Source organism: Spiroplasma chinense (genome assembly GCF_008086545.1).
In the GTDB taxonomy this organism is placed as follows: Bacteria; Bacillota_I; Bacilli_A; order Mycoplasmatales; family Mycoplasmataceae; genus Spiroplasma_A; species Spiroplasma_A chinense.
In genome coordinates this window covers 1,069,900-1,086,318 of record NZ_CP043026.1, presented here as the reverse complement: position 1 = coordinate 1,086,318, position 16,419 = coordinate 1,069,900, and the positions used below count along the sequence as shown (strand labels likewise).

The window sequence follows — 16,419 nt, the reverse complement described above, 5'->3', positions numbered from 1 at the left end:
GGAAATAGTTATTTTTTGATAAAATAACTTTATTGACAGAGGAATATATTATGAAAATATGCGAAATAAACAGTGAAATGAAAGCTATCGAAGTGGTAGCAAGAGTTGAGAGAGTCATTTTATCAACAGGAAATAATGGTTCTAATTATTTAATTATAAATCTAGTAGACAATTCAGGAAGAATTGAAGCAAGATTGTGAAATTCAGACGAAAGAGATGTTGACCGCATAAAAGTTGACAGTATCTTAAAAATTGATGGAATGGTAAATGTTTATAGACAACAAATTCAATTAAAAGTTAATTCTTATCACAAAATTTCAAAAGAAGAATTTGAAAAATATGGAATTCAAGAAGACATGTTTGCAATTGCAGCACCAATAAATATCGAAAATAGTTATAAAAAATTATTAGATATACTTGATGAAATTGAGAATGAAGTTTACAAAAAAGTAACTTTATCAATTATTGAAGAACATGAAGAACAATTTAAAACTTATCCAGCTGCAATGTCAATTCACCACAATGTAGTAGGGGGGCTTTTCTGGCATAGTTTCTCATTATTAATGGGAGCAAAATCTTTACAACCAATTTATAAATTTGCAACAATTGATTGAGACTTAGTATTTTGTGGAGCAATTCTACACGATATTGGTAAAGTAATTGAAATGAAAGGTAAAACTGCTGCAGATTATACAGATGCTGGTAAAATGCTAGGGCATATATCAATTGGTAATGCTTTTATAAGTGAAAAAGCCAAAGAATTAAACCTAAATGAACAAGAATATAGTGAAGTTATCAAGTTACAACACGTAGTGCTTTCAAGTCATGGAAAAAATGAATTTGGATCACCTGTAGAACCAGTTTTAATTGAAGGAATTATAGTTTCTTCTCTTGACGCAATGGATGCAAGAATTTACAAAGTAAATGACGAGATTAATAAGGTTGATAATGGAGTTTGAACTAGTAGAATTCAAACTGAAGACGGTAGAAGTTTTTTAAATCATTATAAAAAGTAAAAAAATAGAGCGAAAGCTCTATTTTTTTGTCAATATTTTATGTATTTCATCTTGGTCAGTCATATCGTTTGCGTGATTGATAACAAAGCCATAACCAAACTCTTTTATGTATTTGGGGATTATATGCTCGTGGTAGTGAAAAACTGTTTGAAAGGCCTCAGAACCTTGGTTAGACACATAATTGAACCCCACAGGTTCCACTGGCAGGTTTGCTCTCAAGAGCTTTACAACTTCTTGTTTTGTCTTTGCAACTTCAGTTATATATAAACTATCAGTTGTTTCAAAATTTTCAAAGTGTTTTTTTGGTATTACAAGACAATGTCCATCACTATTTGGAAATACGTCTAAAAAACAAAGAGTATATTCGTTTTCATAGATCTTTTTACTTGGGATTTGTCCGTCAATTATTTTACAAAATAAGCATTCGTTCATAATAATTTTCCTCTCTCTTATTTTTATAAAAAAAACTAAAAGTTTTTTACTTTTAGTTTAATTATCTTCATCTTCATCTGTTTTGATGTATTTACCTAATTCATTGTATAGGTTTAAGTAAAGAATATCATCAACATCTAAGTAACGTGAGTAAAGTGTTGTTTTTGCTAACTCTGAAGTAGAAGAGTCATTTGAAACTAAGTATTTCAACTGATTAATCATAGCAATTCTTTCAGATTTATCTAATCCTTGAATATCTTTTGAGTGCATTGCAACGTTGTTTTTTTGGTTTCAAATTGTTTTGTATCTGTCTTTATTTGCATCAGAAGGTCCAAATTGAATTTCTACACCTTTACCGTCAGCTCCATCAATTGTATAAACGTTATCACTTGTAGTATCACTACCACCAAGTAATTCCATTAAGTAAACTGGTAAAACAAATACTATTTCTCCAATATTTTGGTTGTCTACATCATCAAACACTGCAGTTCCACTGTTCATTAAGATTCCTGCTTTATTTGCTTCTTTAACTTTTGTTTCATAGTTTTTACCAGAAATTGGACTTGTACCTAAACTAGTACCATTTTCATATAATGTAAATCCTTTGAAACCTTGCATTGTAAAGAATGAATCGTAAGCATTTGAACCATCAGCTGTATAAGTGTTGTATTGTTCAAAATCTTTAAGTAAATCGATTAAGCTTTTTCCACTTGCCAACTCACCAGTATCTGGGTTTAAGTCTGAGTTTGCAGCAACAGCTTTGTTAACGGCGCTTACAGTTAACCCATCAGTTTTATCAAATTTGAAAGATCAAACCATTTTTACGTTAGTTTTTCATTCTCTGTTTACACCAGTTGTGTTTGTTGTAAATCAATCTTGTGTTTTTGAGAATAAAGTTGAACCTGTGTTGATAAATGGTAAGTTTTTACCATCACTTGCAGGTGATACTAAGAATGAAGTTGAATCGTTGTATGCCATTGTTAGCAAGTTTGAAGCAATATCATTCATTAATTTATTATTAAAGTAATCTTGGAAACGTAATCTTAAAGCAGTTTTTGCAGAAATTGCTTTTCCATTTACTTTAAATGGACTGTTAATGTCAGTTAAATTTGTTAAATCCGGTAAAACACCAGCTTTATCTTCTGAGAAAATTGCTCATGTTTTATCGTTAATTGTGATTTTATCTTCTTTCTTAACTTCGATATCATTTCCATCTAAACCTTTTACAGTTGTATCTGCAATAGGGTTAAGTGAATATAAACTGGTTAATTGAGTTAAATCCAATCTTGTTCCTGAAGAAATTGAAGAAGTGTATTGAGTAAACAATAAGTCTTCTGCAATTGTAGCTGATTTTTCAAAGTAATTATCTGAAAATTCAGCTGGTAATCCTTCACTTGTTGAAGCTGCAAATTGTTTTAAAGCAAGTTTTTCTAAAGTATTATTTGTACTTTCATAATCAAATTGTTTTGCAATTGCATCATTAATGATGTTTGTAAGAACTGATGAAATATCTCCACTTGAGAAAATATTACCAAAGTCGATACTTGCAATATCTTGACCTGTAATTTTTGAAATAACTTGTTTTGCTAAATCTTGGTTAAGTTTTAATGAACTTACTCTTTCTGGTGTTGAACAAGCAACTACCACTGAAGAAGAGGTTGTGAATAGTGAAAGTGATGCTAATAGTCCTAACATTTTTTTCATTATAAAACACCTCCTTTGTAAGCATTGTTGTAATTATAATAGAAAGCAGTTTCAGGATTTATTGATCTTGTACCATCTTTAGTGGTTTTTCAAATTTCTGGCAATGCTTCTTGTAAAGCATCTCCTGTAAATTTATCATTTGTAATTAATTTTTTTGGATATCCTGTTGCAGTGTTTGCTGTAATAGTTTTTCCTCAATTTACAAACATATCAGTAAATTTAACAATTGGTGCAATTCTGTAACTTGTTTGAACTGTTTCAATTTTTCTAATTACTCAATCTTCCATTGCTAATGAAATATTGTTTGCATCAGTATTTGAAGGATTTTCTACTCCAAATTTAATGAATTGTGAAACTAATGATTTATTGTCTTCTTTTGTAGTAATTTGTCTGAAGTAGTCAAATACTGCAGAAATTCAATATGTTTCAGAATCAGTAGAACTGCTAATTTTAGCTCAATCTTTAACTTCTGACATAATGTCAAAGTCATATGGACTGTCACTAATTCCTTTTAATAATGAGTTATTTACCAAGAATCTTAAGTAGTCATTACTTACGTCGCTATTTAAATCATTCATCATAGTTCCTCTTGAAAGAACACCAATTTTTTCAGCATCAGTTAAATTATGGAAGTCGTGGAAAGCTTTTAATTCAGCTAAATTACCATTTCCATTATCTTCTGGTTTACTTGCTACTGTAAAGTGATCTTTTAATAGGTCATATCCATCAATTGATACTAAATGAATTCCATCAGTGTCAACGTAAACTAATTTACCATTACCATCACCAAATGTTCCATAGAAATTATCTGTCCCTGTTGCTTTACGGTCTAAATTTTCAACAATACTTTTAATATCTGTAACTTTTGCTCCAGCTTTACCACCAAGAATGTAATCGTAAACTACAGTTCTTAATGTATCTGAAAAGTCAGAACTATTTAAAGTTAATAATTTGTCATATTTTTTAACGCTTGCTTTTGAACTTTTGCTTGTAATTAGAGTATTATTTCTCATACCAAGTGTTCAATTTGCATTTGTTTCTGTTCCTAATCATGTTAAAAGCTCATTATTATCATCTAAATCAACATTGTTATCACCACTAAAGTCATCAATACTTATTCCATCATCAAATTTACCATTTGTTGAATAACCAATTGTAACTTCACTAATTGCAAGTGGCGCTTTAGTTTCATAGAATTTTTCTAAGAAAAATCTTTGAGAATCACTTAACATACCACTTCTTGTTTCAGAACCTAATGATGCTCACGCATTAATATCTTCTGGTGTGTCGAATTCAATCTTATCTACATCAGCTTCTTTTACTATTTTTTTAGCCTCATCGATTTTGTATTCAGTTGTATTTACTCAATCTGAAGTATTTTCTTTTTGAGCATTTTCAATTTGTTGAATTGCAAGTTCATCTGCTTCATAAGCTGCTTGGAAAGCATCATTATCATCAACTAATGATTTTAATCTGTTTAGTTTTTGTAGAGTAGTTTGAGCTGTTGTTCAAGTTACTCCATAACTGTCAGTATTTAAAAGAACGTCTAAAAGTCCTTTAGTTGTGTTGTTTGATGCATCTGATAATAAAATATCTGCTTTATATTTTGTTTCTAATAAAGCTAAATCCATATCATCTGTATCATTTTGATAAACACTGAATTTATCAACTAATTGTTGTTTTCATTTTTTTTCTCATTTGCTCCCATTTGCTCTTTTTAAAGCATCTTTTTCTCTTTGGATTTGCAAATCAACTGCTCTATTTAAAGTAGATCATTTAGTTTTTAAAGCTTCTGCTAAACCTTTGTTTTGGTAAACATCAGAATCTTTTAAAATACTATCTTCTCCAGAGAAATTCTTTTCATTATTTGCCAAAATTGATGTGTTTATCAATTTTAAAATATCTGTTAAGAAAGTTTCTCTATTACTTGGTCCTGTTTCATTTATTAATTTTCATAAAATATCTGCAGAACTAAGTTGTACATGTCCGTCAATCGAACTGATAAATTTGACAATAACTGAGTTACCGTCGTCTTTGATATCGTAAGTTGTACCACAAGCAACTACCATTGATGAAGCACTTGCTGTTAGTGATAAACTACCTAATAGTGTTATTAACTTTTTCACACTTTCACTCCTTGAATTTTGTATATCAAATTTATTATAATGAAAAACTTGCAAGAAATATATGTTATTTTAAATATTTTGAAACCTTGAAAAGTTATTTTTAAATTCAAACAATTTTCAAAATCAACTTTATTTAATTATAATTGTAATGTGGGGAGATTTATATGCATAAAATAGAAATAAAAAACTTACATGTAAGTATTGAAGATAAAGAAATTTTAAAAGGTGTTAATTTAACTGTAAAATCGGGAGAAATTCACGCCTTAATGGGACCAAACGGGAATGGTAAATCAACTTTGCTAGCAGCAATAATGGGTCACCCAAAATATGAAATAACAAGCGGGGAAATCTTGTTAGATGGGGAAAGCATTTTGGATATGACAGTGGATCAAAGAAGTAAAGCTGGAATATTTCTAGCTATGCAAAATCCGCAAACTATTCCAGGAGTTTCAAACCTAGAATTCTTAAAATATGTTGTTAACGCCCATAACGATAACAGCAAAAAATTGAAAGAAATTTTTCAAGAAATTAAAGAGAAAGCTAATGGTTTAGATTTCGATCTAAATATGTTAAAAAGATTTGTGAATGATGGATTTTCTGGTGGGGAAAAAAAGAAAAACGAAATATTACAATTAAAACTTTTAAATCCACTATTTAGCCTGATTGATGAAATAGATTCAGGATTAGATGTTGATGCACTTGAAGTTGTATCAAAAAACTTAAATGATGAAGAACTTAAAAAACAAGGGATGATAATTGTTTCACACTACGATCGTTTCTTTAAAAAAGTAAATCCAACTCATGCTCACGTTATTATCGATGGAAAAATCGTAAAAAGCGGGGGTTCTGAAATTGTTGATAAAATAAATTCAGAAGGTTATTCTTGAGTTAAGGGGAATGAATAAATTATGTTTGATTTAAGCAATGAAGCAAATTTTATTGATTTAACTTCAAATTTTAAAAACGAAATCAATTTTTCGCAAAGTGATAGAAAAATTCTGGTTTTTAAAGATGTTGACGGTGGCATAAAACTTGATATTGAAAAAAACGTAGAATTAAATTTAACAATTATATTTCTTCCTTCAGAAAAAAAAGAAACAAAAAAATTTATGTTGGATTTTAATTTAGCAGAAAGAGCTAATTTAAATTTATTTTTGGCTAATTTAACATATACAAATAGTGATGAAAAAGTGGAAATTAATTTAAATGAGCCAGGTTCTAAGGTTGAATATTATGGGGCAACTATTGCGCATAAAGAGAGTAAAAAAAGTTCAATTATTAAAGTTAGTCATTTAGCAAGAGAAACTGCTTCAAATATTAAGACTTATGAAGTTTTGAAAGATACTTCAAATGGTTTTATTAGATGTATCAGTGATATTAGAAAAGGGTCAAGTTCTAGTGAAGCTCACCAAGAATTAAGATTATTAGTATTGGATAAAAATGCTAAAGCAGATTCAGACCCTGTATTGTTAATTGATGAAAATGATATTGTGGCAAGTCACGCCAATGCAATTGGTATGCTTGACCCTGAACAAATTTTTTACCTTCAATCAAGAGGGTTAAAAAAAGAACAAGCACAAGAGTTAATCGTAAATGGTTACTTTGAGCCTGTATTCTTAAATTTAAATGATGCTAAGTTAGAAGAAGAATTAAAAAAGATTTTAAAAGGAATGATTTAAATGGCGTACAAACATTATTTTAACTATTTTAAGTTTAATGATGATGAAGTATATTTTGATGCAGCGGCAACCGCTATTAAACCAAAAGAGGTAATAGAAGCGCAATTAGAATACGACCAAAAAATAGCTGCAAATTCACACAATACATTATTTAATAATGCATATCGTGCAAATGTAATTTTGTCAGATACAAGAAAAATGTGTGCAAATTTTATTGGTGCTAAAAACGAAAATGAAATTATTTTCACAAGTGGTACCACACACTCTCTAAATCAAATTGCATTTGGAATGAGAGAAATGTTAACAAAAGATGATGAAGTAGTTCTAACTGATTTAGAACACTCATCAAACCTACTTCCATGAATGGTTTTATCTGAAAAAATTGGATTTAAAATTAAATATCTACCACTTAAACTAAGTGGAGAAATTGATTTAGAAAAAATTAAAGAAGTAGTTAATAAAAAAACTAAAGTAGTTTCTTTTGCAAGTGTTTCAAATACAATGGGAGCACAAAATGATGTAAAGAAAATTACACAAGTAATAAAAAATATACATAGTGAAATAATTGTTGTTGTAGATGCAGCACAATCTGTTGCACATGAACCAACAAATGTAGATGACTGGAATATTGATTTTTTAGCATTTTCAGGTCATAAAATGTTTGCTCCATTTGGTATTGGTATTTTATGAGGGAGAAAAGAATTATTAGAAAAAATGGAACCTATCTTTTACGGTGGGGGAAATAATTCTTCAATAGAACACGATTCATATACTCTTGCAAAAATACCATATAAATTTGAAGCAGGAACTTTAAATATGAGTGCAATTTATGGATTAAAAAAAGCTTTTATTTTTATTGGAAAAATTGGGATTGGAAAAATTAAAATCTATGAAGCAATGTTAAAAAAACACTTTATCAAGAAAATTGCTAAGTTAGATCAAGAAAAATTCACGTTCTATAACCTAGAAAATGAAAGTCCAATTATCTTATTTAATGTAAATGGGGTAAATGCACAAGATTTTGGAGTGTTTTTAAATAAAAAATACAACATTTCAGTTAGAGTAGGAAAACATTGTGCAAGACTTTCAAACAATGTAATTGATACTCAAACAACAATTAGAGCAAGTTTTTCTATCTTTAACTCAAAATCAGATATAGATAGATTGGTTGAAGCTTTAAAACACAGTGATAACTGAATGGAAACTTTAATATAAAAAGAGGTAAATAATTATGATTGATAAACAAGATAAAATACAGTTAAGACAAATTATCATGGAACACTATACAAAACCAGATAATAAAGGTATTGATGAAGGTAAAGAAAATAGTTTTATAAAATATCAAGATTCTCCAACTTGTGCTGATGAAATTAATGTTCAATTAATTTTAAAAGATGGACAAGTATTAGAAGCAAATTTTGATGGACTTACTTGCGCAATTTCTGGAGCTGCAATAGATATCTTGTGTGATCAAATGAAAGATAAATCAAAACAAGAGGCTTTAGATATTTTAAACAATTATCATAAAATGATAATTGGAGAAAAGTATGATGAAAAAATGCTAGATGAGTTAATTGCTTTTTGAGAAATAGGCAAACAAGGAAATAGAATCAATTGTGCTTTATTAGGTGCTGATGGTTTAAGACATATTTTAGAAAATGAGGCTAAATAATGAAAAAACTTAAACAAGAAAAAGAAATAAAAGAAATTAGTGATTATAAATATGGTTTCAATGAAGGAGAACTTTCAACTTTAAAAGTTGAAAGAGGTCTAAATGAAGAAATTATTAGACAAATTTCTAAAATAAAAGAAGAACCAGAATGAATGTTAGAATACAGATTGAAGTCATTTAAAGAATTTGAAAGTAAACCTCAACCTAATTTCGGTCCTGATTTGAACTTTTTAAATTTTCAAGATTACTATTATTACACCAGAGGTACTGATGGAATCGTTGATTCTTGAGATGATTTACCAGATAATATCAAAAAAACTTATGATAGACTCGGTATTCCAGAAGCTGAAAAAAACTTTTTTGCAGGGATTAATGCACAGTGAGATGCAACTCCAGTTTATGAAAATATGAAAACAAGTATTTCAGAACAAGGTGTTATCTTTACAAACTGTGATACAGCTTTAAAAGAATACCCTGAATTATTTAAAAAGTATTTTGGAAAACTTGTGCCTCCTGGAGATAATAAATATGCAGCTTTAAATAGTGCGGTTTGATCAGGGGGAACATTTATTTATGTTCCAAAAGGAGTTAAAGTTGAAATGCCTTTACAAGCATATTTCAGAATTAACTATCAAGAGTCTGGTCAATTTGAAAGAACTCTAATCATAGTTGAAGATGATGCAGAATTGCATTATGTTGAAGGATGTACTGCACCAGTTTATTCAAAACACAATCTTCATGCAGCAATAGTTGAAATTTTTGTTGGAAAAAGAAGTCATGTTAGATACACTACAGTTCAAAACTGAAGTGATAACGTTTTAAATCTTGTAACAAAAAGAAGTATTGTTGAAGAAGATGGAAGAATGGAATGAATTGATGGAAATATTGGTTCAAAAATAAATATGAAATACCCTTCATGTATCTTGAAGGGTGATAGAGCTCAAGGTGACACTATTTCGATAGCTGTTGCTAAAAAAGGTGTTTATCAAGATGCTGGAAGTAAAATGATTCACCTTGGAAAAGAGACAAAATCAAAAATTATTTCAAAATCAATTACTTTCCAAGGCGGTACTGCAAACTATAGAGGTCTTGCATATATTGGACCTGATGCAAAATATTCTAAAGCAAGAGTTGAATGCGATACTTTGATTTTAGATAATCAATCACATTCAGACACTATACCTCAAAATAAGGTTCACAATAATGAATCACAAATAGAACATGAAGCTACCGTTTCAAAAGTTAGTGAAGAACAATTATTCTATTTAATGAGTAGGGGAATTGATGAACAGCAAGCATTGGAATTAATTGTAATGGGGTTCTTAGAACCATTTACAAAAGAATTACCATTGGAATATGCTGTTGAGTTAAACCAACTTATTAAAATGGATATGGAAGGTTCTGTAGGATAAAAAAAATCTCGTAAAGAGGTTTTTTTTAATTATTAACTTTATTTACTAAATCCAATGCTACTTTAAATAAGTCAAAATCCATTTTAATTTTTTTGTAAATAGATTCAACTATATAGTTCAAAGAAGATGTTTTTTCTTTGTCAATTTGACCAATAGTATTTATAAATTGGTAATTATAGAAGTGTTCAGAAAACAATCTATTATTAAAACCAATTGAATAGAAATTTTCAGTTATATTTTCCAAGATAATTTCAACATTTTTTGGAGTTAAAAATTTTGCAGCTCTAAAATCTGTAATAGATGTATTTATATTAAAGAAGTCATTAAACATAATTGACTCATTTTGATATTCATCTTTTTCAGGTTTTCCAAGTCTTACAACCAATCCGTTTAATGAACTATCAAATTTTGTAGAATCTAAAAAGATCTTGGTATTAGAAATAAATGCTTTGCCATCCACACCTCTAGAAGTTCTAGGTTCTGCAAAAATTTTTGGATAATCTATTTGAAATTCTCCTTTATGTCCATTTATAACAAATGAAAAGTAACTGTTGTTTTCATTTAATTCAGGACATCTTATTAGGTTGTTAAAATTTCTAACCGATCCAACTAGAAGTGAAGGTTCAGTAAAAGTACTATTGAATTTGAATTCAAAATTAGTTAAACCTTTGAATTCAAATTCTTCTTCATAATATTTTAAATATAGTTTTTGTATTTCATTAGATTTTAAAAAATCTTCAAATACTTGTTCGTTAACTTTAGTTTTGCTCTTTTTTCAAATAAATCAAACAGCTATCGCTGAATAAACTGACACTTGTAAAATTGCTGAGCAAACAAAACCAGGTATCTCTAACGCTTTTATACCAACAATAAATGCTAATACAAGAATGATAATTGCTGTTGTTACAACAACAGCAAAAACACAACAAAATATTATAGAAAATAAAGTTTTATTCTTGTAACTCTTTTTCAATTTTTCATCAACTTTTGCAAAGGAATCTATTTTAATAGCATCATTTATTTGCCTAAAAAGCTCTGTTTTTACTTCTTTCATTTATATCACCCCGACGATTATTAATTAAATGCTCTAATTATATTCATAGAATCTTTGAACTTATCAAAGTCTTCTAAAACTTTTCAATGTATATGTAAAAATAATTTTTCTATTCCACCAAAACTAGAAATACTTACCTCACCAATAGGTAAAATTGATGCTGGTGCAAAATAGAAGTCTGTATAAAAATCACCACTTAAACCAGTTGAATAAAAACTTAGATCTGTTTTATCTACTAAGTCGTTAATTACTTTTGGAGACAAGAATTTTGCAGCTCTAATATCTGTTGAATCTGCATTTAAGTTGTATTTATCATTTAAGGCTATTGATTCACATTGATAGGCATCTTTTTTTGGTTTTCCGCGTCTTAATCTAAAACCTTCAAATTCTTTGTCTAAATCTGAATTGTAAAGCGCTTTGTATGATGAAACTCTTGTTATATCTTCGTATTCTTCTGTTTTTCCATTTACTGTTCTAGTTTTAATAACAGCAAAATCAATGGGTTCATTAATTTGGAAAATACCATCTTTTTGTTTGTATTTAAATTTTATATAACTTATCCCATTGCTTAATTTAGGAATTGGTGCATTTGCAATGAAAACAGTATGTGAATCATATGTTTTCCTAATGCTTGTGGTTTTTTCTGTAAATATAAACTCAAAATCTGTTAGATTTTGAGTCTTCATTGTGTTTTCGAAATGAAGAGAATAAATTTGTTCAATGATATTTCCTCCACAAAATAAAGTTCACACTTGTTTTTTAAAACCAAATAGTTTTTTAATAGCAGTTCCCATAACTGGCAGTGCTATCGCAGCCATTGCTCCAATTCCATAAGCGATTTTTTGAATAAAAGGTTTTTCACCAATTGCTATTCCAGGAACAGTTGCAAGTACTCCTATTATAGAAAGTGTACTAATTACAGTTGCTACTATAAAAATTGTTCTTCAAAATTTGATTTTTTTCATAATTTCGGTAAGTTCACTACTTTGTGAATAAAAATTTTTAATATCATTTAAAAGTCTTTCATCTTTTTCGTATTTCTTCTTTTTCATTTTAAAAAATTACCTTTCTTATTTAATTACATTCTTAATATCTTTAATAGTCTTATTAGATTTACATTTGTAACAAGAAAGGACACTCATTTCAATTTTAAAAGTTCATTTTCTTGATTTAAAAGAAAAGTTATTTACTTCCGGAATTGCTCTAATTGTTTTTTTGAAATAATCCATGTATTTGGTTGTTGTACATTTCTTTTTACAATTAATGCAATGAACAGTGGTTAGAGAGAATCTTTTTTGAATGGCCAATATCTCTGCGCAATATCAAGCAAAGTCATTTTTAACAAAATCTTCTGAAAAATATTTGTCAAAAGCATTTGTTAATGCTTCTTGAGCAGCAATTAATTTATTGTTTTTGTCGCTATTCTTTTTTAATAAAAGAGGTAAAATAAGCGATGCTAAAACTACAGTTACAGTGCTTACACCTGTAAATAAAGTATTTAATATTTCTGTTGTTGTTGCTAAGATCATATTTTTTTCTCCTACATTACCAATTCTACGCCATCAATATCATAAGGAAATTCTTCAAGAAGTATACTTTCGATTCCATCTTTATAAGTGTAATCTGTAAGTCCACATCCGACACAATTTCCTTTTAGTCTTATAAAAACTAAACGATTTTTAATAGCAATAAACTCCATATCTCCTCCATCTTGGGTTACATAAAGTCTTAATTGTTCAATAATTCCTTTAACTTTTTCTTCTAATGTTTTTTGTTCCATGTTTTTCACCTCTATATATTCATAATAAGTTTATAACTTTTAACCAATAAGAGCAATGTAAAAAGGACAAACAAAAAATAAAAAAAACAACTTTGCTAGTTGTTAATAAAAGTTATATACAAGTCTTATACCTTGTTTGAATAGTGAAAAGTCAATTAAAATACTTGCATGAATTTTTTTAAATAAATCTTCTATTGTAGTTATTTTAGAAATTGGCAATTGACCAAGTGGGGTATAGGTTTTATTTTGGTAGTAAAAGTCTGCATAAAAAGTTTCGTCAATTCCCGCACTGTAAAAGAAAGGGCGAGTGTCTAAGAAGTTAGTTATTACTTTTGGTGTTATAAATTGTGCTGCTCTAATATCTGTTGATGAAGCGTTAACAGAATAAACTTTATTAAATTCAATAGATTCAGATTGATAACTATCTTTAGCACCCTTACCAAGCTTCATTCTTATTCCTCTTAAAGATCTATCCATATTTTTATCTAAATAAAATATTCTTGTGGTTGAAACCATTGTGGTAATTGTTGTAGTGTAAGCTCTTCCGTTTCTCATTCTTGTGACTTTTATTTCAAAAGCTAATGGTCTTGCAACTTGGAAGTAACATCAAAAATCTTTATACTTAAATTTGAAATATCCATATGCTGGATTAAAACGAGGAACTGGTGCATTTTTTAAATAAGTGGTTGATTCCATTCTGTGGACTTCATTTCCAAACTGTTGTTCAGGGAAAAAGAATTTAAAATCTTTTAAATTATTATTTTTCATATTCGCGTTAAAAAAATTCTCATAAATATTTTCAATTTCTGTACCCGCACATAATTGTGTTCAAATAATTTTTGTTTTCTCTTTCCTTGTTCTTACACCCTTGACAATCGTTAAAATTGTAAGGACATAACCGGCGATATTTAAAGCTCCAGCTAGCATTAAAAAAATTGATGATGATGTAAAAGTTACTTTTAGCATAAACATTATAGGAACTAAAATTATCAATTGGGGAACGCCAAAAACGTTTAATCCCAATAAAACCCAAGCTCAAACTATACATTTATTCCAATAACGGATTGTTTTTACAGATTCGCGTAAGAGTGAATCTTTACCAAAAGAATTTTCTATGTCTTTCATTAATTGTTCTTCTATTCCGATATTTGTCATTGTTATGTTCTCCAGTCATTTAATATTATTTTATTACTTTTTTCTATATTATTTTATTTTTTAAAAAAAATCTCTAAAATTTCCTATGAATTATTTATTTTATGTTTATAATTTTAGTAGAGGAGAGTAAAGAAAAAATGATCGAAAAAGGACAAAAAGTTATAGCAAAAGTTACGAGTGTAGTAGCTTATGGAGCTTTTTGTGAAGTTGTTGATGGAGATAAGGTTATTAAAGGATTAATCCATATTTCCGAGTTTTCAGATTATTTTGTAAACGACATTTCAAAATATGTTTCATCAGGTGATGAAGTTGAAGTTGAAGTAATTGATTTTGATAACGACAAGAATCAAATCAAGTTGAGTTACAAAAAACTAAGACCAGAATTATTAAAAGAAAATGATTCTTCAATCAAACCGACAGGTGATGGTTTTGGTAAATTAAAAGATATAGTTGACAATGAGTAATTTCACAAAAGGAGTATTAAAAATGATAAATATAAATCTCTTAAATTCAAAAATTGAAAAAAGCGTAGAGAGCTTTGATAAAAAAAGAGTGCAAGAAGTGCACGATATGATTGAAAATAAGACAGGATTAGGAAATGATTTTTTAGGTTGAGTAAATTGACCGAAAGATTATGATAAAAACGAATTTCAAGAAATGAAATCAGTTGCTAAAAAATTAAGAAGTAATATTGAAGTGCTTCTAGTTATTGGAATCGGTGGAAGTTATTTAGGTGCGAGAGCAGCTGATGAAATGATCCGAGGTCTTTATCACAATGATAAAGTAGAGTTAATCTATATTGGTAATACAATAAGTTCAACTTATACTAAACAAGTTCTAGATTATATTGATGGAAAAGAATTTGGTATTGTTAATGTTTCAAAATCTGGAACAACAACAGAACCAGGTATTGCTTTCCGAGTATTTGAACAAAAACTAGTTGATCAAAAAGGTAAAGAAATAGCTAGAGAAAGAATTGTTGCAGTGACAGATAAAGCAAAAGGTGCTTTAAAGAAACTTGCAACAGATGAAGGTTATGCTACATTTACTATTCCAGATGATATTGGTGGTAGATTTAGTGTATTCACACCCGTTGGTATATTTCCTCTATTAGTAGCTGGTGTTGATGTTGATGCAATTTTTGCAGGAGCTTTTAAAGCTATGGAAGAATTGAAAGATGTTAATAATCAAGCCTATAAATATGCTATTGCAAGATACATATTTAATGTTGAAAGTAATTATAAAGCAGAAACTTTGGTTTCTTATGAATTACAAATGCAATTGTTTTTAGAATGATGAAAACAATTATTTGGTGAATCAGAAGGAAAAGACGGAAAAGGTCTTTTCCCAACAAGTTGTGTTTTTTCAACCGACTTGCATTCACTAGGGCAATTTATTCAAGAAGGTACAAAAAATGTTCTTTTTGAAACAATTATTGATGTTAAAAAACCAACTCAAGATTTAGGAGTTCCAGAAAACGAAGGAAATTTGGATGGACTTAATTATTTGAGTTCTAAAACTTTCCACGAAATAAACTCAACAGCATTAGTTGGGGTAGTTGATGCGCATGCAAACAAAGGAGATGTTCCAAATATCATTTTAGAGTTTGAAAAAATGGACGCTGAAATGTTTGGTTATGCTGCATATTGATTTATGAAAGCTTGTGCTATGAGTGGATATTTACTAGAAGTTAATCCGTTCAATCAACCGGGAGTTGAAGTTTACAAAGAAAATATGTTTAAACTTCTTAAAAAACCTGGTTACTAGAGATTTAGTTTCAATAAAAATGACAGTTATACTGTCATTTTTATTTATTTTGTTTTTTTACCTCACACACTAGAAACCTTGCACTTTTTTATTTATGATTGACTTATAGGAGAACTATTTATGCTAAGTACAAATAATTTAAAATATCTATCTGAAAAACAAGAACAATTAGATAAATACATAATTGAAAACAAGAATTTCAAGGAACTTGAAGTTTTTGATAAGAAAATTGTAGCTCTTTATGTTGAAGTTTGTGAATTTATTAATGAAGAGAGATCGTTTAAGTTTTGATCAAATAAAAAAGCTAGTGAAAGAAATGTATTATTAGAAGAATACATCGATGGTATTCACTTTCTGATTTCTCTTGGAAATAACATTAAATTTGATTATGAAAGCTATAAATTTGAAGATGATAATTGCGAAATAACCCAAAATTATTTAAATTGTTTAAGTGCTATAGCAATATTTGAAAAAACAAGAGATAGTAAGTCTTTTACAAATCTTGCCAATTCATTTTTTTCAATAGCATCAACTCTTTCTTTTGGAGAAGAAGAAATTATAGATGCTTATAATATAAAAAATAAGACAAACTTTGAAAGACAAGATAACAATTATTAGAAAA

17 protein-coding genes are annotated in these 16,419 nt (G+C 28.6%); 9 read left to right on the top strand and 8 right to left on the bottom strand.

Annotation, left to right across the window (positions count from 1 at the left end):
* Window positions 1-50 precede the first annotated feature (50 nt).
* On the top strand, window positions 51-1,016 hold the full coding sequence (locus SCHIN_RS04905) for a 3'-5' exoribonuclease YhaM family protein (protein WP_166508513.1): 966 nt from the start codon (window positions 51-53) through the stop codon (window positions 1,014-1,016).
* Between the two features lie 18 nt (window positions 1,017-1,034).
* Here the strand turns inward: SCHIN_RS04905 and SCHIN_RS04900 are convergent, their stop codons facing one another.
* From SCHIN_RS04900 to SCHIN_RS04890, 3 genes are read right to left on the bottom strand one after another with little or no spacing between them, the layout of a single operon-like run.
* On the bottom strand, window positions 1,035-1,448 hold the full coding sequence (locus SCHIN_RS04900; protein WP_166508512.1) for an HIT family protein: 414 nt from the start codon (window positions 1,446-1,448) through the stop codon (window positions 1,035-1,037).
* Window positions 1,449-1,505: 57 nt separating this feature from the next.
* Window positions 1,506-3,152, bottom strand: a complete 1,647-nt coding sequence (locus SCHIN_RS04895) for a hypothetical protein (protein ID WP_166508511.1) — start codon at window positions 3,150-3,152, stop codon at window positions 1,506-1,508.
* Window positions 3,152-5,278 carry a lipoprotein gene (locus SCHIN_RS04890; RefSeq protein WP_166508510.1) on the bottom strand — a complete coding sequence of 709 codons (2,127 nt, stop codon included), beginning with the start codon at window positions 5,276-5,278 and terminating at the stop codon, window positions 3,152-3,154. Before SCHIN_RS04890 ends, SCHIN_RS04895 begins: the two co-directional genes overlap by 1 nt.
* 164 nt (window positions 5,279-5,442) lie before the next feature.
* On the opposite strand from SCHIN_RS04890, the gene sufC reads away from it, so the two are divergent.
* Genes sufC through sufB form a run of 5 tightly spaced genes read left to right on the top strand, consistent with a single transcriptional unit; the run spans window position 5,443 to window position 10,041 of the window.
* Entirely contained in the window at window positions 5,443-6,183 is a 741-nt protein-coding gene (gene sufC / locus SCHIN_RS04885; RefSeq protein ID WP_166508509.1) for a Fe-S cluster assembly ATPase SufC, read from the top strand.
* 3 nt (window positions 6,184-6,186) lie between these two features.
* Window positions 6,187-6,957, top strand: a complete 771-nt coding sequence (locus SCHIN_RS04880) for a SufB/SufD family protein (RefSeq protein WP_166508508.1) — start codon at window positions 6,187-6,189, stop codon at window positions 6,955-6,957.
* Window positions 6,958-8,172 carry an aminotransferase class V-fold PLP-dependent enzyme gene (locus SCHIN_RS04875; RefSeq protein WP_166508507.1) on the top strand — a complete coding sequence of 405 codons (1,215 nt, stop codon included), beginning with the start codon at window positions 6,958-6,960 and terminating at the stop codon, window positions 8,170-8,172.
* A gap of 16 nt (window positions 8,173-8,188) precedes the next feature.
* Window positions 8,189-8,629, top strand: a complete 441-nt coding sequence (locus SCHIN_RS04870; RefSeq protein WP_166508506.1) for an iron-sulfur cluster assembly scaffold protein — start codon at window positions 8,189-8,191, stop codon at window positions 8,627-8,629.
* Window positions 8,629-10,041 (top strand): Fe-S cluster assembly protein SufB, encoded by a 1,413-nt coding sequence (gene sufB, locus SCHIN_RS04865; protein ID WP_166508505.1) that lies wholly within the window; start codon window positions 8,629-8,631, stop codon window positions 10,039-10,041. The genes SCHIN_RS04870 and sufB overlap by 1 nt, the downstream gene beginning before the upstream one ends.
* Before the next feature lie 25 nt (window positions 10,042-10,066).
* Here sufB and SCHIN_RS04860 read toward each other — a convergent pair whose 3' ends face one another.
* The 5 genes from SCHIN_RS04860 to SCHIN_RS04840 all read right to left on the bottom strand — a co-directional run bounded on the left by SCHIN_RS04860 (window position 10,067) and on the right by SCHIN_RS04840 (window position 14,030).
* The gene (locus SCHIN_RS04860; RefSeq protein ID WP_166508504.1) at window positions 10,067-11,095 is read right to left on the bottom strand and encodes a hypothetical protein; all 1,029 of its coding nucleotides are present in this window, start codon (window positions 11,093-11,095) and stop codon (window positions 10,067-10,069) included.
* 20 nt (window positions 11,096-11,115) lie between these two features.
* Window positions 11,116-12,147, bottom strand: coding sequence for a hypothetical protein (locus tag SCHIN_RS04855; protein WP_166508503.1), 1,032 nt, complete (start codon window positions 12,145-12,147; stop codon window positions 11,116-11,118).
* Window positions 12,148-12,165: 18 nt separating this feature from the next.
* A complete protein-coding gene (locus tag SCHIN_RS04850) occupies window positions 12,166-12,624 on the bottom strand; it encodes a hypothetical protein (protein WP_166508502.1) in 459 nt (152 codons plus the stop codon).
* An 11-nt stretch (window positions 12,625-12,635) separates the two neighbouring features.
* The gene (locus SCHIN_RS04845; RefSeq protein ID WP_166508501.1) at window positions 12,636-12,875 is read right to left on the bottom strand and encodes a NifU family protein; all 240 of its coding nucleotides are present in this window, start codon (window positions 12,873-12,875) and stop codon (window positions 12,636-12,638) included.
* A gap of 102 nt (window positions 12,876-12,977) precedes the next feature.
* Entirely contained in the window at window positions 12,978-14,030 is a 1,053-nt protein-coding gene (locus SCHIN_RS04840; protein ID WP_166508500.1) for a hypothetical protein, read from the bottom strand.
* 137 nt (window positions 14,031-14,167) lie between these two features.
* Here SCHIN_RS04840 and SCHIN_RS04835 point away from each other — a divergent pair, with 137 nt between their 5' ends.
* The 3 genes from SCHIN_RS04835 to SCHIN_RS04825 all read left to right on the top strand — a co-directional run bounded on the left by SCHIN_RS04835 (window position 14,168) and on the right by SCHIN_RS04825 (window position 16,415).
* Window positions 14,168-14,494 (top strand): S1 RNA-binding domain-containing protein, encoded by a 327-nt coding sequence (locus SCHIN_RS04835; RefSeq protein ID WP_166508499.1) that lies wholly within the window; start codon window positions 14,168-14,170, stop codon window positions 14,492-14,494.
* A 22-nt stretch (window positions 14,495-14,516) separates the two neighbouring features.
* Window positions 14,517-15,797, top strand: a complete 1,281-nt coding sequence (locus SCHIN_RS04830; protein WP_166508498.1) for a glucose-6-phosphate isomerase — start codon at window positions 14,517-14,519, stop codon at window positions 15,795-15,797.
* 120 nt (window positions 15,798-15,917) lie between these two features.
* Entirely contained in the window at window positions 15,918-16,415 is a 498-nt protein-coding gene (locus SCHIN_RS04825; protein WP_166508497.1) for a dUTP diphosphatase, read from the top strand.
* The last annotated feature ends 4 nt before the right edge of the window (window positions 16,416-16,419 follow it).